Genomic DNA, 16,910 nt, shown 5'->3' with positions numbered 1-16,910 from the left:
CATAGGCTCCGGTTGACTCGAAACCTGCGGTTTCTCGCCCCTTCGGGGCCGTCCTGCGGACGTTCTCTCCGCTTCGCTTCGAGTCTGCGCTCCGTGCGCCTTGCGCTTCATCCTGCTCGCCGATTTATTCAGCATTTCCTTAGGAGATGCGTCGTTCGCGACATAAATCGGCATCTCCTTAACGTCGCGTCGTTAGGCGTCTTTCAAACCCCGCCGCTTCTGCAGGAGCGGCGGGGTTTTGTTGGTGGCTCGATCAACCGCGCTGGTGGTGGAACCAGGCATCCAGCGAATAGCAGCCCAGCCCGACCCAGATCAGGGCGAAGGTGATCAGCTGCGCGGGCGAGAGAGGCTCGCCGAAGACCCAGAGCGCGATCAGGAACTGCAGCGTCGGGTTGATGTACATCAGAAAGCCGACGGTCGACAATCTGAGTCGCCTGGCGGCGCCGGCGAAAGCCAGCAGCGGCAGGGTGGTGACCACGCCACTGACGATCATCAGCATCGTCGTCGTTGGGGTTTCCCCGAAATGCGATTGCCCCTGCCACATCAGCCATCCCAGCGCGATCAGGCTCAACGGCAGCAGCAAGCCGGTCTCCACGAACAGTCCCGACAGGCCATCCAGCGGTACCCGCTTGCGCAGCAGCCCATAGGTGCCGAAGGTCATCGCCAGTACCAGACTGATCCAGGGCAACTTGCCGAGCATCCATAACTGCACCAGGATCGCAACGACGGCCAGGCAGATGGCCAGGATCTGCCAGCGACTCAAGCGCTCCTTGAGCACGAGCATGCCGCAGGCGACATTGACCAGCGGCGTCATGAAATAGCCGAGACTCGCCTGTAATACCCGGTGCGACTCCACCGCATAGATGTAAAGCCCCCAATTCAGTGCAATGAGCACGGCGCAGCCGAGTACCCAAACCAGTTGGCGCGGTTGCCGCAAACCCTCGCGAATCGGCGCCCATCGGCGCAACAGCATGACCACGATCAGCAGGAACAGGCAGGACCATACGATACGCTGAATCAGCACCTCCCATGCCGGCACGCCATCGAACAGTGCGAAGAACAGGGGAAAACAGCCCCAGATGACGTAGGCCGCAATACCGTAACCGACCCCATGGCGCGCCTCTCTGGCTTGCATGGCGCTTTGCGGTTCGCTCGACCCGGAAGCGATCGGTTGCTGTGGTTCGCGCAGGGATCTCGACATGATGCGTTTCCAATCGTGTCTCTGGTTTGAGGGCAGGGTCTGTCGACGTTTCATGCACGGCCGCGCCGGAGCCAGTTTTTGTGCGAGGCAAGGCGTGAGGAGAGATGTTTGGTTGTTCCAAATAAACGACGAATAACGCAGCCTTGTGAAAAAACTGGCCCGGCCCTTCGGGTTGCGCGGCAAATGACGCCATGCGGCGTTGCGGGATTTGACAAGGGAACTACCCTTCTCCGCATCCCGCGCCTGGCTTGGCGCAATTTGGCGCAGCAACGCGGTTCGCACTGAAGCGTCAACAGACCCTAAGTAATCTATCATGGCGTGAAGGCAAAGCCGCGCTACAACAGGAGAAAACGCCATGAACGACTTGCGTGTCAGCCTCGTGCAAAGCGAGCTGCATTGGGAAGACCCGGCGGCCAACCGTCGTCTGCTCGACGGGCGCCTGGGGATGCTGGACGGTAGTCGGACGGATCTGATCGTGTTGCCGGAAATGTTCGCCACCGGCTTCACCATGAATGCCGAAGCGCTGGCGGAGCCGGCCGCGGAGAGCCCCACCCTGGCGTGGATGCGACAACAGGCGCGAGAGCGCGAATGCGTCATCGCTGGGAGCCTGGCGATAGCCGAAGCCGGAACCTGTTACAACCGCCTGTACTGGGTGACGCCGGAAGGCGAGGTCGTGCATTACGACAAGCGTCATCTGTTCCGCATGGGTGACGAGCCGCTGCACTATGCCATGGGCGATGCCCGCCAAGTGGTCGAACTCAAGGGATTCCGGCTGCTGCTGTCGGTGTGTTACGACCTGCGCTTCCCGGTCTGGCTGCGTCAACAGCCGCGCGAGGGGCGGCCGTTCGAATACGACGCGCTGTTGTGCGTCGCCAACTGGCCGGCGCCGCGACGCCAACCCTGGCGGACGCTGCTGCAGGCGCGTGCCATCGAGAATCTGAGTTATGTCATCGGTGTGAATCGCGTCGGCCGGGATGGCAAGGGACTCGACTACGCCGGCGATTCGATGCTGGTGGACTTCAAGGGCGAGCCGGTTCTCGATCGGGAGCCGAATCGGGCTTTCGTGGAGACGGCGACCCTGTCGCGTGAGGCGCTGGCAAGGTTTCGCGACAAGTTTCCCGCATGGCAGGATGCCGATCGTTTCCAATTGGAGTCGTGACATGCGGTTGGATCGATTTCTCAGTGAAGCGACCGAGTTGACGCGCAGTCAGGCCAAACGCGCGCTGCGTCAGCTCGAGGTCAGCGTGGATGGCGAAACGACGCGCGACGCCGCCACACAGGTCGAGGATGGCCAGGAGATTCGCTGGCAAGGGCGATTGCTGGAGCGGATCGGCCGGCGCTACCTGATGATGAACAAACCGCTCGGCGTCGAATGCTCGCTGCGGCCCGCGCACTACCCGTCGGTGCTGAGTCTGATCGACATCCCGAAGCTCGAACGGCTGCATCCGGTGGGGCGGCTCGATGTCGAGACTTCCGGACTACTGTTGATCAGCGACGATGGCCAGTGGGCCCATCACGTGACCTCGCCCAATCGCGAGTGCGTCAAACGTTACCGGGCGACACTGGCCGAGCCGTTACCGGTGGAGCGGGCGGAAAGCGTATCTCGACGCTTCGCCAGGGGGATCGAGCTGAACGGCGAAGAGAAGCCGACGCGCCCGGCTACGCTGGAGCGGCTGAGCGACACCGAGGTGCTGATCGGCGTGACCGAGGGGCGTTATCACCAGGTCCGGCGCATGCTGGCGGCGGTCGGCCATCCGGTGGCGACGCTGCACCGTGAGGCGATCGGCCCGCTGGAGCTCGATCCCGATCTGAAGCCCGGTGAGTGTCGCCACCTGCGGCCGGAAGAGATCGCCGCGTTCTGACCCCATGGTGACCCGCCGATACGTGAGGAGTGACTTCGCTGTGTCGAAGAAAGATTTATACCGTTATCTTATTTAGTCACCAAATACCAAACCCGGCGAAATTTTCGACTACGTCTTCAAGCCAGGGAAAGGTCAGCGGCGGCGATCAACGCTCGGGTGTAGTCCGATTGGGGTGTCGTCAGCACCGTGTCGCAGTCGCCTTGCTCGACTATCCGGCCCTCTTTCAGCACCATCAGTCGATGTGCCATGGCGCGCACCACGGCGAGATCGTGGCTGATGAACAGATAGCTGATGTCGTGCCTGGCCTGGACCGTTCTCAGCAGTTCGATCAGTTGCTTCTGAACGGTGCGGTCGAGTGCCGAGGTCGGTTCGTCGAGCACCAGCAGTCTGGGCTTGAGGATCAATGCCCGGGCGATGGCGATACGCTGGCGCTGTCCGCCGGAAAACTCGTGCGGATAGCGGGCACCGCAATCGGCGGGCAGGTCGACCTCGGCGAGGGTTTCCGCGACCCGCTGGGTGATGGCGTCCTCGTCGAGTTCGGGGTGATGGAAGCGCAGTCCCTCGCTGACGATGTCGGCCACCGGCATGCGCGGAGAGAGCGAGCCGTAGGGGTCCTGGAATACGATCTGGAACTGGCGCCTCTCCCGGCGCAGGGCGTTGCCGGAAAGCTTGTCGAGGCGCCGTTCGCCGAAGCGGATTTCACCTTCGGCAGGTACCAGCCGGATCAGCGCCGAGGCCAGCGTGCTCTTGCCCGAGCCGGATTCACCCACGATCCCCAGGGTTTCGCCCCGACGCAGTTGCAGCGCCAATGGCTCGACGGCGACGAAAGCGGGCGGACGCGGGCGCAGGAAAGGCTTGGGACGCGCGAAGCTGACGCCGAGACGCTCCGCCGCCAGCAGCGGTTCGGGAGCGCTCGGCAGGCGGGCGGGGCGGCCCTCCGGTATCGCGTCGAGCAACTTGCGGGTGTAGGCCGCGCGTGGCGTCTCGAACACCGCCTGGGTGGTGCCGGTTTCCACCAGGGTGCCGTCATGCATCACCACCACGCGATCGGCATGCCGCCTGACCAGATTGAGATCGTGACTGATCAGCAGCACGCCCATACCGTGGCGGCGGCGCAGATCGTCGAGCAGGGCGAGGATCGCCTGCTGCACCGTGACATCGAGCGCGGTGGTCGGCTCGTCGGCGATCAGCAATTGCGGATCGTTGGCGATCGCCATGGCGATCATCACCCGCTGGCGCTGGCCGCCGGAAAGCTGGTGCGGCCAGGCGGCCAGCAGTTCGTCGATCCGCGGCAGCTTGACCTGCGCCAGCAACTCCCGGCAGCGCTTCCGGGCGGCCTCGCCACGCAACCCTTGGTGCAAGCGCAGGGTTTCCGCCAACTGCTTGCCGATAGTATGCAGTGGATTGAGCGAGGTCATCGGCTCCTGGAACACGAAACCGATGCGACCGCCGCGCAGGGCATTCCACTGGCGCGGCGACAGCTGGGCGAGGTTCTGGCCGTCGAAGGTGCGCTCGCCGTCGACCTGGCTGCCCGGCGGCAATAAACCCAGGGCGCCGAGGGCGCTGACCGACTTGCCGGAGCCGGATTCTCCGACTACCGCGACGGTCTCGCCGCGATCGATATGCAGATCGAGATTCGAGACGGCCACGCTGTCGCCGAAGCGCACCGACAGCCGACGGAGTTCGAACAGTCGCTGGCGACTCATGGCAGGCTTTCCTGAACCGGGGTGTGGGGTTGTGCCGGGCGCGGGCTGGCGGCGCTGACGATATGGCGCGGATCGAAGGCGTCGCGCAGGCCTTCGCCGATGAACACCAGCAGCGACAGCATCACGCTCAGGGAGACGAAAGCGGTGATGCCGAGCCACGGCGCCTGCAGGTTGTTCTTGCCCTGGGCCACCAGTTCGCCCAACGACGGCGACCCGGGGGGCAGGCCGAAGCCGAGGAAGTCGAGCGCGGTCAGCGTGGTGATGGCGCCGGTGAACAGAAACGGGATGAAGGTCAGCGTGGCGACCATGGCATTGGGCAGCACGTGCCGGCGCATGATCAGGTGCGACGGCAATCCCATGGCGCGGGCGGCGCGGACGTATTCGAGGTTGCGGGCACGCAGGAACTCGGCGCGTACGATATCGACCAGCCCGAGCCAGGAGAACAGCAGCATGATGCCCAGCAGCCACCAGATGTTGGGCTCCACCAGGCTGGCCAGGATGATCAGCAGGAACAGCATCGGCAGCCCGGACCATATCTCGATCAGGCGCTGGCCGAGCAGGTCGATCTTGCCGCCGTAATAGCCCTGCACGCCGCCGATGACCACGCCGAGCACGATCGAACCGGCGGTCAGAGCCAGGGCGAAGGCCACCGACAGGCGGAAGCCGTAGAGCACGCGGGCGAAGACGTCGCGTCCCTGGTCGTCGGTGCCGAACCAGTGGCGCGTGCTGGGCGGCGAGGGAACCGGGCCCTGGATGTCGCGGTCCAGCGTCTGGTAGGAGAACGGCACCGGCGGCCACAGCATCCAGCCGTGGCGCTCGATCTGCTCGTACACGAATGGATCGTGGTAGTCGGCGGTGGTGGGCAGGAAGCCGTCGAACTCGGTTTCCGGATAGTCCACCAGCAGCGGCGCGTACCACTGGTCCTGATACTGCATCACGATCGGCTTGTCGTTGGCGATCAGCTCCGCGCCCAGGCTGACGACGAACAGCAGGCCGAAGATCCAGAGCGACCAGTAGGCGCGGCGATTGTCGCGGAAGACCTGCAGGCGTCGTCGGGTGATCGGCGAAAGCCGCGGACGTTGGGTGCGTTGCATCACGACTCCCGGGTGGCGAAATCGATACGCGGATCGACCCAGACGTAGGTCAGATCCGAGATCAGCTTCAGTAGCAGGCCGATCAGGGTATACAGGTAGAGCGTGCCGAAGATCAGCGGATAGTCGCGCTGCATCACCGCCTCGAAACCGAGCAGGCCGAGGCCGTTGAGGGAGAAGATCACCTCGATCAGCAGTGATCCGGTGAAGAAAATTCCGATCAGTGCCGACGGCAAGCCGGCGATGATGATCAGCATGGCGTTGCGGAACACGTGGCCGTAGAGCACGCGGCGTTCGGAAGCCCCCTTGGCGCGGGCGGTCAATACGTACTGCTTGTGAATCTCGTCGAGGAAGCTGTTCTTGGTCAGCATGGTCAGGGTGGCGAAACTGCCGATCGCCGAAGCGGTGACCGGCAACGCGATATGCCAGAAGTAGTCCTGGATCTTGCCCAACAGCGACAGCTCATCGAAATTGGAGGAGGTCAGGCCGCGCAGCGGGAACCAGTCGAGGTAGCTACCGCCGGCGAAGACCACGATCAGCAGGATCGCGAACAGGAAACCGGGAATCGCATAGCCGACGATCACCACGCCGGAGGACCAGACATCGAAGGCGCTGCCGTGGCGCAGGGCCTTGCGGATGCCCAGCGGAATCGATATCAGGTAGACCAGCAGACTGGTCCACAGCCCGAGCGAGATCGACACCGGCAGCCGGTCGAGGATCAGATCGATCACCGGCTGGCCGCGAAACAGGCTGTCGCCGAGGTCGAAGGTGGCGTAGTCCCTGAGCATCAGCGCGAAGCGCTCCCATGCCGGCTTGTCGAAGCCGAACTCCTCGGTCAGCGCCTGGCGCAGCTGATCGTTGACGCCACGCAGGCGCTGCGAATCACTGCCGCCGACACTGTCCCCGCCGCCGCCCTCGAGTCCGGTGCTGGCGGCGCTGTTCAGGCCCTCGAAGCGCGCCATCATCTGGTCGATGGGGCCGCCCGGCGCGGCCTGCACGATGATGAAGTTGAGCAGCAGAATCCCCAGCAGCGTGGGGATCATCAGCAATAGGCGGCGAACGATGTAACTGGCCATGGTCGCGGATCACTCCTGGCCGCGCTGTCGCGCGGTAACGGCCTGGGCGCGCTCGGAATCGACCCACCACACAGTGAAGTCCGGGGTGTAGCGCGGGAAAGGTTGGGGATAGCCGAACTTGTTCCAGACCGCGACCCGGGTGCCGTCGAAGTTCCACTGCGGCACCACGTAGAAGCCCCAGCGCAGCACCCGGTCCAGCGCCTGGGCGGCGGTGTCGAGATCCTCGCGGCTGTCGGCGCGGATCAGGTCGTCGACCAATGCATCGACCACCGGATCGCGAACCCCCGCCAGGTTGCGGCTCTGCGGCACGTCGGCGTAATCGCTGGTCCAGAAGTCCCGCTGTTCGTTGCCGGGGTTGGCCGATTGCGGAAAGCTGCCGACGATCATGTCGAAGTCGAACCGGCGCAGACGATCGAGATACTGATTGACGTCGACTACCCGGATCTTGCTCTGAATGCCCAGGCGCTCCAGGTTGCGCACGAAGGGCTGGGTGATGCGTTCGAACTGGCTGTCGTAGAGCAGAAATTCCAGGGTGAAAGGGCGGCCGCTCTCGCGGTTCACCAGCCGGCCGTTACGTACTTCGTAGCCGGCCTCGCGCAGCAACCCGAGCGCTTCGCGCAGGCGCGGCCGCAATTCCCTGGGCCTGGGCATCGGTAGCGGCTGTTCGAACACGGCTTTGGGAAGTTGAGCCCGATAGGGCTCGAGCAGCTTCAGTTCGCCCGCGCCGGGCAAGCCTTCAGCGGCCATGTCCGAGTTCTGGAAATAACTGACGGTGCGCTGGTAGGCGCCGTAGAAGATATGTTGATTGAGCCAGTCGAAATCGAATGCCAGGCCGATGGCGCGACGCACACGTGGATCGCCAAGCTGGTCGCGCCGGGTGTTGAAGATATAGCCCTGCATGCCTGCCGGTTGGCCATCGGGGACGACGACACGCTGGATAGCACCGTCCTTCACCGCGGGGGTGTCGTAAGCGGTGGCCCAGTTCTTGGCGCTGCTCTCGAGGCGCATGTCCAGCGCGCCGGCGAGAAAGGCTTCCAGCGCCACCGACTGGTCGCGGAAGTAGTCGTAGACGAGGCGGTCGATATTGTAGCGGCCACGATTGATCGGCAGGTCGCGTCCCCAATAATCCTCGACCCGGCGATAGACGATACGGCGACTGGGATCGACCTCGGCGATCTCGTAGGGGCCGGAACCCATCAGCTTGTCGAGCGTCGGCTTGGTGAAGTCGCGGTCCTGCCAGTAGTGCCGGGGCAATACGGGGAGTTGGCCCAGAATCAACGGCAATTCCCGCGACTGGTTGTCGGTGAATTCGAAACGGACGGTATGCTCGTCCAGCGCCGTCACCGACTCGACGCTGGCGTAATAGGCGCGATAGAAGGGCGATCCCTTGTCGCGCAGCAAGCGGAAGCTGAATGCCACGTCATCCGCGGTGACCGGCGTGCCGTCATGGAAACGGGCCTCGGGACGGATGTCGATCTCCATCCAGTGGCGCTCGGGGTCGAGGCGGATGCCGCCGGCCAACAAGCCATACATGGTGAACGGCTCGTCGGCGCTCGACGTCATCAGGGTGTCGTAGATCTGTTCCAGGCCGGCGGCCGGCGTGCCCTGAATGATGAACGGATTGGTGGAGTCGAAACTGCCGTTGGCCGCCCGGCGCAGCGTGCCGCCCTTGGGGGCGTCGGGGTTGGCGTAGGGCAGGTGGTCGAAATCGGCGGGCAGGGCCGGGTCGTCGTAGAGCGCGATGGCGTGGACGGTGGGGACGTTCGCGCTGGCGGCGCGGCTTGCCTCGGTCTGCGCCATTGCCGGTATCGATGGCTGGAGAGCTATCGCCAAGGCGGCCGCGAGCCATCGAAATCTACCCATCATTGACATCCTTTCCTCAGCGCGAACACGATCTCGACACTAGCGACTGTTACCGGCATCGTTGCCTGTAAAAGCCGGTCATCCACCCTTGTTCTGTGCCAGCGTTGCCGCCGGCACCGATAACCTCTGGCCGATGCGAATGATACTACCTTTGAGTCCGTTTTCCCGGCGGATCTCGCTGACGCTGGCGCCAAAGCGTGCGGCGATGCTGGACAGCGTATCGCCACGTTTGACGACGTAGCGGTTGAGTACCGTGCGTTCGGCAGCGGGAAGCGTCGCCAGGTTGGCCAGAAAACGCTGTTTGGCCGTGATCGGTATCAGAATGCTGGCATCGTCTCGTGGGCGAGTGGCGGCGCGCTTGAAGCCTGGGTTGAGTTCGCGCAGGGTCTGGGAATCGACGCCCGAGAGATCCGCCGCCATCGATAGCGTCAGCGGGCCGTCGGTGGCGACCTCGGCAAACAACGCTCGGTCCGGGATCGAAGGCAATGCAACGTCGTAACGTTCCGGCTTGGCGATGACTTCGGAAAGCGCCAGCAAGCGTGGAATGTACGCCATGGTTTCCGAGGGCAGCCGCAGGTGCCAGTAGTCGATCGGATCGCCGCGATTGGCGGCCGCGTCGCGCGCCGTGTTGACCGTGCCGGCGCCCGCGTTGTAGGCGGCCAGGGCCAGCAGCAGATCGCCATCGTACCAGCGCGCGGCGAGTTGCTGGATGTAGTCCATCGCCGCATCGGTAGCGGCAACGACGTCACGTCGGCCGTCATACCAGTCGGTGCGGGAGAGCCCCATGGCATCGCCGGTGCCGGGCATGAATTGCCACAGGCCGGCCGCACCGCCGGGATTGGTGGCGGTGGGATCGTAGCCGCTCTCGATGAACGGCAGCAGGGCGATTTCGGTCGGCAGCCCGTGGGATTCGAGCCGGGTCGTTACCCAATGCAGCCAGGGGCGGGCCTGAAGGGCCACGCGCTCGACGTGGTGAGGGTGCTCGCGGTACCACTCGAGCCATTCGGCCACGCGAGGATTGTCGGTTTCGTGCGAAAGGCGAAAGCCCCGACGCAGCCGGCTCCAGGCATCGGGCGCCGGGCGCTCATCGAGCTTGAGGGCCGACCAGAAAGTGCTCTGGCGAGGCATGGCCGAAGCGGTGTGAGTCGTGTCGGCGACGGCGATTGTCGGCAGCGCGGATAACAGCAGGCTGCCCGCCAGGCCAATGAAGACCTGGCAGCGTCGCGATCGGGAATTCATGCCATTAAGGTCCTTGATATTACGGTCATCGCCCGCTTATAGGTGGTGCGTTGCGGGTGACATCAAAAGCGGTCTTTCCAGCCGCGGAGCGTGGCGAAGGCGCTGGCGTCATCATCCGCCGGCCCTTGCCCTCGCAGCGTATCGCGCAGACCCGGCTGGTCAATGCGCAAAAACGGGTTGACCTGGCGTTCGCGGCCCAGCGTAGTCGGCAGCGTCGGACGATCGAGCGCCCGGGCCTGTTCGCACTCGCGACGATAGGCGTCGCGGGCGGGATTGTCGGGCTCGGCGGCGGCGGCGAACGCCAGATTGGCCAGCGTGTACTCGTGCGCGGCGAACACCAGCGTGTCTTCGGGCAGGGTGTCGAGCTTGGCCAGCGAATCCCGCATCTGTTCCGGCGTGCCCTCGAACAGCCGCCCGCAGCCGCCGGAAAACAGCGTGTCGCCGGCGAACAATAACCCAGGCGTTCCGGGGGCGTAAAAGGCGATATGGTCGAGCGTATGGCCCGGAACGGCGTAAACTTCGAAGCGGCGCCCGAGTACGCGGCATTCGTCGCCTTCGGTCACGCTGTGCCGGATGCCGGCGATCGCGGCATTGTCGGGGCCGTAGACCTCCGGCGAGTAGCGTTCGATCAACTCTCGCAGCCCGCCGGTATGATCCTGGTGGTGATGGGTGATCAGCACGGTGTCGAGCGTGAGCCCCTCGCGTTCGAGCCACGCGATGACCGGCCTGGCATCACCGGGATCGACCACGGCGACACCGTCGGTGGTGTCCTGGCGCAATAGCCAGATATAGTTGTCCTGGAACGCGGGAATCGGTATCACGGTCAACATGTGTCATCCTTCTCCGATAAAGTGCGGTAACGGGGCGGGAGCGCAGCACTCTCGTATGACCGACGCGTCTCGCGCCGGTTCCCGATCGGCCGCCGCCTGGAGCGGCTCTGAATCAGCGTTGAAAAAGCGACAACCTTGGGGAGTTAATCCGCTCGTGTCAATCACGCCGCCTGAACAGGGCCTGACCGCAGCCGTTCGCGAAGGGCGCCGATTCTGGGATTCCAAGCCCGGGCAGGCGCTGTGGCGGGCCGAGCGTGCTTGTCTCGGTCCGCATTGCGAGCAGCATCGCGGTGCGTTGAGCCTGCAACTCGGCATGGCGCCGCTGATGAGCGACATGTGCCCGGTACGCCACGCGCTGGAGTGGGCGCCTGCGCAGGAACTGGTGATCAATCCGAATACCCTGGTCTGTGCGCCCGAGCGTCTGCCGTTGGCCGACGACAGTCTCGATCTGACATTGATCCACCATTTGCTGGAGGCCGTCGAGCGGCCTCACCACGTGCTGCAGGAAGCCGCCAGGGTAACCCGGGCCGATGGTCGTCTGCTGGTGTTCGGCTGGCATCCGTATGGGCCGGCCAGTGGTCCGGTAAGCCGGCGTCCCGCGCCGTGGCAACGTCAGTGGCGTGCGCCCTGGCGGCTGCGGGACTGGCTCGAGTTTGTGGATTTCGAGATCGAGCGAGTAGACTACTGCGGTTTTCGCTGGCCCTGGAACACCGCCCGCAACCGTCGGTTGGAGACGCTGGGACGCCGTTACAACGTGCCGCTGGCCCAGGCTTACCTGCTTATCGCGCGGCGGCGAACGATTCCGATGCAACCCATTCGGCTCAGCGAGCCGGCCATGGGCAGGGCCAAATCCGGCGCCTGGCTCGGCCTGGCGCGTCAGTCATCGGACGTGCCGCTGCAACAGGATGGCGGCGAGCGCCGGCCGAAAGCGTCGGAGGCTGGCGTCTACGGTAGCGTCGATGGCGAACCGGGGCAGGAACGTCGCGCTAACGGCGCCGCGGCTTCGACCCGTCGGCACCCGGGGGAAAGCGATCGCCGCGAGACCACTTCCCACACCACCGCTTGATAGAGAAGAGAGAGTCACGCCTTGTCACTCCCGAGTTCCGATCCCGCGTCCCTGCCGACGGTCACCATCTATACCGACGGCGGTTGCCGTGGCAATCCCGGGCCCGGCGGCTGGGGCGCGTTGCTGGTTTACGGGCGTCACCGGAAGACGCTGAAAGGTGGCGAGGCGCAGACCACCAACAACCGCATGGAGCTGATGGCGGCGATACAGGCGTTGCGGGCACTGGACCGGCCCTGTCGCGTGGCGCTGTGGACCGACTCCCAGTATCTGCGCAAGGGCATTACCGAATGGATTCACAGCTGGCAGAAGCGGGGCTGGAAGACGGCGGCCAAGCAGCCGGTCAAGAACGCCGAGCTATGGCGGGAGCTGTTGGCCGAAACCAAGCGCCACGTGATCGAGTGGCATTGGGTCAAGGGGCACAGCGGCCACGACGGCAATGAAACCGCCGATCGGCTGGTCAATGAAGCGATCGACGCGGTGATCGAGAACGCCAAACAGGCCGCCACCTGAACCTGGCCCTGTTTCCCCGAGAGGGTCCAGATCGCAGCAGTACATTGCAGACGGCAGTAAGGAGCACGGCATGCGCCAAATCGTCATGGATACGGAAACGACGGGCATCGACCCGCGCGAGGGGCACCGTATCATCGAGATCGGTGGGGTCGAGCTGATCAACCGCCGCTTCACCGGGCGGACCTATCACCAGTACATCAACCCCGAGCGGGAGATCGAGGCGGAGGCCATCGAGATCCACGGCATCACCAACCAGCGGGTCGCCAACGAACCGGTCTTCGCGCAGATCGCCGACGAACTGTGGGAGTTCATTCGCGGGGCACAGCTGGTCATTCATAACGCACCGTTCGATGTCGGCTTCTTCGATCACGAGTTCAGGTTGCTCAATGCCGCTCGTGGCGAACCGTTGCTGGGGCCGATAGCCGAGCACTGTAGCGTGCTGGATACGCTGAAGTTGGCCCGCGAGATGCACCCGGGGCAGCGCAACAGTCTCGATGCCCTGTGCAAGCGCTACGCCATCGACAATGGCCACCGCGTGTTGCACGGTGCGTTGCTCGACTCCGAGATTCTGGCCGACGTCTATCTCGCCATGACCGGCGGCCAGACGGCGCTGTCGCTGGCGGGGAGCGAAGAGGGCAGCCGCGAAACCGGGGGCGCCAGCGGCATCCGGCGTATCGATCGCGCGGCGACGCCGTTGGTGGTGCTCCGGCCAAGCGATGCCGAGTGGGAGGCTCACCGGCAGCGTCTCGACCAGATTCGCCAGTCCGCCGGTCAGTGTCACTGGGATGCATTGGGATCGGCGGAGAACACGCACTGATGCTGCGGCGTGAAATGCCACCGGCCGATACCCGCGGGGGTTGGCTGTTGCGCCTGAGCGAGAAGGGCGTCGCGCCCGCGGCCGACGGCAAAAGCCTGATGGAGCGCCGCGAGACATGGCCCGAGGGTGTGCTGCGTCTGGGCTACTGGAACGACGAGCCGGTGGCCGTCACGGTCGAGGCCGGCGACGACAGCTGGCCGGCACCGCGCGATTGGCTCGCCCAGCTCTCCCCGGCCGAGAGCGAGCTGCTGGCGACGGCGTTGCAGGTGACGCACTGGGAGCGGGATCATCGCTTCTGTGGCCGCTGCGGCCATCCCACGCGCAGGCTGTTGCATGAGTTCGCCATGCAGTGCGACAACTGCGGGCTGCGCGGTTATCCCCGAATCTCGCCTTGCATCATTACCCTGGTGACCCACGGCAAGGACATGCTGTTGGCACGCAGCCCGCGTTTTCCGCCACAGCGCTATTCGACGCTTGCCGGTTTCATCGAACCCGGTGAAGCGGTGGAAGCCGCGGTGCGTCGCGAGGTGATGGAAGAAGTCGGTGTCGAAGTCGGCCGCGTGAGCTTCTTCAAGAGCCAGTCCTGGCCCTTCCCGCACTCGTTGATGATGGGGTTCTTCGCCGAGGCGGCGAGCCGGCGGATCCGCATCGACGGCGAGGAGATCGTCGATGCGGCCTGGTTCACGCCGGAACGGCTGCCGCAGCTACCGCCGGTTTATTCGATCTCGCGCCAACTGATCGAGACGCATCGTGGCGCGGTGGCGACGCGATGACTGCGAGGCGTCAGGCGCGCGACCTGCCGAAGAGCTTGGGCAGACGGCTGGCAAGGCCGATATCGCCGTTGACCTTGACCCGGCCGCTCAGCAACGCCTGCATCGCGTTCAGTTCCTTCTTCACCAGCGACATCAACGTGGCCGTATCGCTGGCGATGGTGACGCTGGGCTGCGGGTGGCGGCCCGGCTGAATCTCGAGCGCGCCATGATCGATGGTCAGGTAGTAGTCGTCGACATCGCTGAGATCGAACTGGTAAACCGCGGCGAGGTCCTTGGCGGCCTCGGCGTTGAAACGATTGTGGAGCTTGGTGATCAGCTGGTCGTCATCCATGGATGTTCTCTGGCAAGTAACAGTTGCGCCAAGCAAATCATTGGCGGGCGGCGTATGCAAGCGCTCGGCTCGACCGAATATTCCGCTGCGACGAGGGGTGTAACGTGATCGAGTGGTTGGCCGACTATGGGCTGTTCCTGGCAAAGACGGCAACGATCGTCGTTGCCGTCGTCATCGTCTTGACGTTGATCGCGCATGGGCGACGCAAGGGGCAGGCAGGCAGTGGCGCCGCGCTCAAGGTGACCGAGCTGGATGAGCGTTTCGATCGGCGTCGGCGCCAGTTGCAGCTGGCGGCCCAGCCCAGGCATCGCCGCCGCCAATTGGCGAAGCAGCTACGCAAGTCACGTAAACGGGCGCGCAAGGGGGCGGATGACAAGGCTGCGTCGAGCGATCGGATCTGGGTGCTGGATTTCGATGGCGATCTGAAGGCATCCGCGACGCCGGCGCTCGCCGAACTGGTGTCACTGCTGATCGAAGAGCTCAAGAGCGGGGACGAAGTGGTTCTGCGCCTGCAATCCGGCGGTGGTCTGGTGCACAGCTATGGCCTGGCCGCCGCGCAACTGGATCGGCTGCGGGATGCCGGCGCACGCTTGACGGTCTGTGTCGACAAGGTTGCCGCCAGCGGCGGTTACATGATGGCGTGTTGTGCCAACCACCTGGTCGCGGCGCCCTTCGCCGTCATCGGCTCGATCGGGGTGGTGGCGCAGATTCCCAACGTGCACCGGCTGCTCAAGAAGCACGAGGTCGATGTCGAGCTGCTGACGGCCGGGCGCTACAAGCGCACGCTGACCGTGCTCGGTGAGAACAGCGAGGAGGGTCGTGCCAAGTTCCTCGAGGACCTTCAGTCCACGCACGATCTGTTCAAGCGCTATGTCGCCCAGCGGCGTCCGAATCTCGACATCGAAGCGGTGGCCACGGGAGAGATCTGGTACGGCAGCGAGGCGCTTGCCGAGGGGCTGATCGATGCTGTCGGCACCAGTGACGCCTACTTGCTGGAAAAGCTTCAGGCCAGGGCGCGTGTGCTGAAAGTGTCGCTGGAATCGCGGCGGGGGATGCTTGGGCGTTTCACCAAGGCTGTGGAAGGCGGCGTCGAGCGTGGCATCGATCGCGTACTCGAGCGGGTGGATGACCTCCGTTGGCAGCGCCGTTAGGGAATCAGTGTCTAAATGTCTGCGCAGGCGAATCGCTGCGCTCCGGGCGCCTTGTGACGGAGTGCCGCCCACTTCATCCTGCTCACTGGTTTATTCAGCGCTTCCTTGGCTCGTCACTGGGTCCTGGCATCAGCGTTGGCCCAGATCCAGTTCGGCCAACGTGGCGATCAAACGTTCGGCGACGTGGCCGTTGAGCGAGTAGTAAATGACCTGGGAGCTTCGGCGCGTATTGACCAGCCGCTCCTGGCGTAGCACCGCCAGGTGCTGCGACAGCGCGGACTGGCTCAGTGCCATGTCCCGGTTGATCTGGGTCACCGAGCGCTCGCCGGCCATCAGCAAGCAGAGAATGCGTAGCCGACTTTCATTGGCCATGGCCTTCAATATGGCCGTTGCCGGAGCAATCTGGGTATCGTCGAGTAGGGTCGCTGTCATCATCATGGTCGAGTCCGCATCCGCATAGGGCGGGTTGCCGGCGCTGAACGGTCCGTTACAGGCTTTGCTTATATTACTTGATCGTAACTTAAAGTTACAATATTTTTGCATATACCGGCTGGCGATGATTCGACCGAGTCCCTATAATGCCGCGCCCGCGATAGCGATACGACACGCGTTTTAGAGGGTTCCCTCACCCCTCGGCCTCCGTAGGCGACGAAAAAGGTTCCTCATGCTCAAACTCGACGATCTTCAGATCCGCCAGGCCCTCCTCTGTCTGGTCACTTTCCACGTGGTGGTCATCACCGCCAGCAATTATCTGGTCCAGTTGCCATTCACCCTGTGGGGCTTGCACACGACCTGGGGCGCATTCAGCTTCCCGTTCATTTTTCTGGCCACCGACCTCACCGTTCGCTTGTTCGGCAAATCCTCGGCACGGCGCATCATCGCCGGCGTCATGGTGCCCGCGTTACTGGTCTCGTACGCCGTCTCCGTGCTTTTTCAGCAAGGGCGGTTCCAGGGACTCGAAGCACTGGGCCACTGGAACCTGTTCGTGGGACGGATCGCGCTGGCCAGCTTCATGGCCTATGTTCTCGGCCAACTGCTCGATATCCACGTCTTCGATCGCCTGCGCCGTCTGCGCGCCTGGTGGGTCGCGCCGACCCTGTCGACGATCGTGGGCAATCTCGCCGATACCTTTGCATTCTTTGCCATCGCCTTCTGGCATGGCCCCGATTCTTTCATGCGAGCGCATTGGGTCGATATCGCGTGGTTCGATTACGGCGTCAAACTCTCCATCAGCCTGCTGTTCTTCCTGCCGCTCTACGGTGTCCTGCTGGCTTGGTTGGGTCGTCAATTGCTGAGCGAGCGCGACGAGGCGCTGCCCGGCGTGCCGCGCGGTTAGCCTTGCCGAGAGGTCACGCGACCTGCGGCGGCTCTGATATTCTGAGGACGCCGCGCTC

17 protein-coding genes are annotated in these 16,910 nt (G+C 64.1%); 8 read left to right on the top strand and 9 right to left on the bottom strand.

Annotation, left to right across the window (positions count from 1 at the left end):
* Positions 1–253: 253 nt before the first annotated feature.
* Positions 254–1,135, bottom strand: a complete 882-nt coding sequence (rarD, locus tag DOM57_RS03115; protein ID WP_110647780.1) for an EamA family transporter RarD — start codon at positions 1,133–1,135, stop codon at positions 254–256.
* Positions 1,136–1,556: 421 nt separating this feature from the next.
* Between rarD and DOM57_RS03110 the strand changes: the two genes are divergently transcribed.
* Together DOM57_RS03110 and DOM57_RS03105 are read left to right on the top strand one after the other, a co-directional pair.
* Positions 1,557–2,360, top strand: a complete 804-nt coding sequence (locus DOM57_RS03110; RefSeq protein WP_110647767.1) for an amidohydrolase — start codon at positions 1,557–1,559, stop codon at positions 2,358–2,360.
* A gap of 1 nt (position 2,361) precedes the next feature.
* The gene (locus tag DOM57_RS03105) at positions 2,362–3,063 is read left to right on the top strand and encodes a pseudouridine synthase (protein WP_110647766.1); all 702 of its coding nucleotides are present in this window, start codon (positions 2,362–2,364) and stop codon (positions 3,061–3,063) included.
* A gap of 116 nt (positions 3,064–3,179) precedes the next feature.
* Here DOM57_RS03105 and DOM57_RS03100 read toward each other — a convergent pair whose 3' ends face one another.
* The 6 genes from DOM57_RS03100 to gloB all read right to left on the bottom strand — a co-directional run bounded on the left by DOM57_RS03100 (position 3,180) and on the right by gloB (position 10,868).
* Positions 3,180–4,769 carry an ABC transporter ATP-binding protein gene (locus DOM57_RS03100; protein WP_110647765.1) on the bottom strand — a complete coding sequence of 530 codons (1,590 nt, stop codon included), beginning with the start codon at positions 4,767–4,769 and terminating at the stop codon, positions 3,180–3,182.
* Positions 4,766–5,863, bottom strand: a complete 1,098-nt coding sequence (locus DOM57_RS03095; RefSeq protein ID WP_110647764.1) for an ABC transporter permease — start codon at positions 5,861–5,863, stop codon at positions 4,766–4,768. Before DOM57_RS03095 ends, DOM57_RS03100 begins: the two co-directional genes overlap by 4 nt.
* Positions 5,863–6,936: a microcin C ABC transporter permease YejB gene (locus DOM57_RS03090; protein ID WP_110647763.1), complete on the bottom strand. Its 1,074-nt coding sequence runs from the start codon at positions 6,934–6,936 to the stop codon at positions 5,863–5,865. The genes DOM57_RS03095 and DOM57_RS03090 overlap by 1 nt, the downstream gene beginning before the upstream one ends.
* Positions 6,937–6,945: 9 nt before the next feature.
* Positions 6,946–8,799, bottom strand: a complete 1,854-nt coding sequence (locus tag DOM57_RS03085; RefSeq protein WP_110647762.1) for an extracellular solute-binding protein — start codon at positions 8,797–8,799, stop codon at positions 6,946–6,948.
* 78 nt (positions 8,800–8,877) lie between these two features.
* The gene (locus DOM57_RS03080) at positions 8,878–10,038 is read right to left on the bottom strand and encodes a transglycosylase SLT domain-containing protein (protein WP_110647761.1); all 1,161 of its coding nucleotides are present in this window, start codon (positions 10,036–10,038) and stop codon (positions 8,878–8,880) included.
* 62 nt (positions 10,039–10,100) lie between these two features.
* Entirely contained in the window at positions 10,101–10,868 is a 768-nt protein-coding gene (gloB, locus tag DOM57_RS03075; RefSeq protein WP_110647760.1) for a hydroxyacylglutathione hydrolase, read from the bottom strand.
* 154 nt (positions 10,869–11,022) lie between these two features.
* On the opposite strand from gloB, the gene DOM57_RS03070 reads away from it, so the two are divergent.
* The 4 genes from DOM57_RS03070 (at position 11,023) to nudC (ending at position 14,034) form a co-directional block, all read left to right on the top strand.
* Entirely contained in the window at positions 11,023–11,934 is a 912-nt protein-coding gene (locus DOM57_RS03070) for a class I SAM-dependent methyltransferase (protein WP_239496099.1), read from the top strand.
* 21 nt (positions 11,935–11,955) lie between these two features.
* Positions 11,956–12,444, top strand: coding sequence for a ribonuclease HI (gene rnhA, locus DOM57_RS03065; RefSeq protein ID WP_239496098.1), 489 nt, complete (start codon positions 11,956–11,958; stop codon positions 12,442–12,444).
* Positions 12,445–12,514: 70 nt separating this feature from the next.
* A complete protein-coding gene (gene dnaQ, locus DOM57_RS03060) occupies positions 12,515–13,261 on the top strand; it encodes a DNA polymerase III subunit epsilon (RefSeq protein WP_110647758.1) in 747 nt (248 codons plus the stop codon).
* Entirely contained in the window at positions 13,261–14,034 is a 774-nt protein-coding gene (nudC, locus tag DOM57_RS03055; RefSeq protein ID WP_110647757.1) for an NAD(+) diphosphatase, read from the top strand. The genes dnaQ and nudC overlap by 1 nt, the downstream gene beginning before the upstream one ends.
* Positions 14,035–14,044: 10 nt before the next feature.
* Here the strand turns inward: nudC and DOM57_RS03050 are convergent, their stop codons facing one another.
* Positions 14,045–14,365 carry an SCP2 sterol-binding domain-containing protein gene (locus tag DOM57_RS03050; RefSeq protein ID WP_110647756.1) on the bottom strand — a complete coding sequence of 107 codons (321 nt, stop codon included), beginning with the start codon at positions 14,363–14,365 and terminating at the stop codon, positions 14,045–14,047.
* 104 nt (positions 14,366–14,469) lie between these two features.
* Between DOM57_RS03050 and sohB the strand changes: the two genes are divergently transcribed.
* Positions 14,470–15,516: a protease SohB gene (gene sohB, locus DOM57_RS03045; RefSeq protein ID WP_110647755.1), complete on the top strand. Its 1,047-nt coding sequence runs from the start codon at positions 14,470–14,472 to the stop codon at positions 15,514–15,516.
* 129 nt (positions 15,517–15,645) lie between these two features.
* Here the strand turns inward: sohB and DOM57_RS03040 are convergent, their stop codons facing one another.
* Complete coding sequence (locus tag DOM57_RS03040; protein ID WP_110647754.1) at positions 15,646–15,954, bottom strand: ArsR/SmtB family transcription factor; 309 nt, start codon at positions 15,952–15,954, stop codon at positions 15,646–15,648.
* Between the two features lie 226 nt (positions 15,955–16,180).
* Here DOM57_RS03040 and DOM57_RS03035 point away from each other — a divergent pair, with 226 nt between their 5' ends.
* Positions 16,181–16,852 (top strand): 7-cyano-7-deazaguanine/7-aminomethyl-7-deazaguanine transporter, encoded by a 672-nt coding sequence (locus DOM57_RS03035; RefSeq protein ID WP_110647753.1) that lies wholly within the window; start codon positions 16,181–16,183, stop codon positions 16,850–16,852.
* Positions 16,853–16,910 lie beyond the last annotated feature (58 nt).

The organism is Salinicola peritrichatus (genome assembly GCF_003206715.1).
GTDB lineage: Bacteria > Pseudomonadota > Gammaproteobacteria > Pseudomonadales > Halomonadaceae > Salinicola > Salinicola peritrichatus.
Note: the sequence above shows the minus strand (reverse complement) of the source record. Positions and strands in the feature narration are given on the sequence as shown.

What these genes read in the sequence shown, in the direction of transcription:
- DOM57_RS03095 (WP_110647764.1), bottom strand. Translation starts at nt 5,863, where the DNA reads ATGCAACGCACCCAACGTCCGCGGCTTTCGCCGATCACCCGACGACGC.
- DOM57_RS03090 (WP_110647763.1), bottom strand. Translation starts at nt 6,936, where the DNA reads ATGGCCAGTTACATCGTTCGCCGCCTATTGCTGATGATCCCCACGCTG.
- DOM57_RS03080 (WP_110647761.1), bottom strand. Translation starts at nt 10,038, where the DNA reads ATGAATTCCCGATCGCGACGCTGCCAGGTCTTCATTGGCCTGGCGGGC.
- gloB (WP_110647760.1), bottom strand. Translation starts at nt 10,868, where the DNA reads ATGTTGACCGTGATACCGATTCCCGCGTTCCAGGACAACTATATCTGG.
- DOM57_RS03110 (WP_110647767.1), top strand. Translation starts at nt 1,557, where the DNA reads ATGAACGACTTGCGTGTCAGCCTCGTGCAAAGCGAGCTGCATTGGGAA.
- rarD (WP_110647780.1), bottom strand. Translation starts at nt 1,135, where the DNA reads ATGCAAGCCAGAGAGGCGCGCCATGGGGTCGGTTACGGTATTGCGGCC.
- DOM57_RS03040 (WP_110647754.1), bottom strand. Translation starts at nt 15,954, where the DNA reads ATGATGATGACAGCGACCCTACTCGACGATACCCAGATTGCTCCGGCA.
- nudC (WP_110647757.1), top strand. Translation starts at nt 13,261, where the DNA reads ATGCTGCGGCGTGAAATGCCACCGGCCGATACCCGCGGGGGTTGGCTG.
- DOM57_RS03035 (WP_110647753.1), top strand. Translation starts at nt 16,181, where the DNA reads ATGCTCAAACTCGACGATCTTCAGATCCGCCAGGCCCTCCTCTGTCTG.
- DOM57_RS03085 (WP_110647762.1), bottom strand. Translation starts at nt 8,799, where the DNA reads ATGGGTAGATTTCGATGGCTCGCGGCCGCCTTGGCGATAGCTCTCCAG.
- DOM57_RS03105 (WP_110647766.1), top strand. Translation starts at nt 2,362, where the DNA reads ATGCGGTTGGATCGATTTCTCAGTGAAGCGACCGAGTTGACGCGCAGT.
- DOM57_RS03100 (WP_110647765.1), bottom strand. Translation starts at nt 4,769, where the DNA reads ATGAGTCGCCAGCGACTGTTCGAACTCCGTCGGCTGTCGGTGCGCTTC.
- dnaQ (WP_110647758.1), top strand. Translation starts at nt 12,515, where the DNA reads ATGCGCCAAATCGTCATGGATACGGAAACGACGGGCATCGACCCGCGC.
- DOM57_RS03050 (WP_110647756.1), bottom strand. Translation starts at nt 14,365, where the DNA reads ATGGATGACGACCAGCTGATCACCAAGCTCCACAATCGTTTCAACGCC.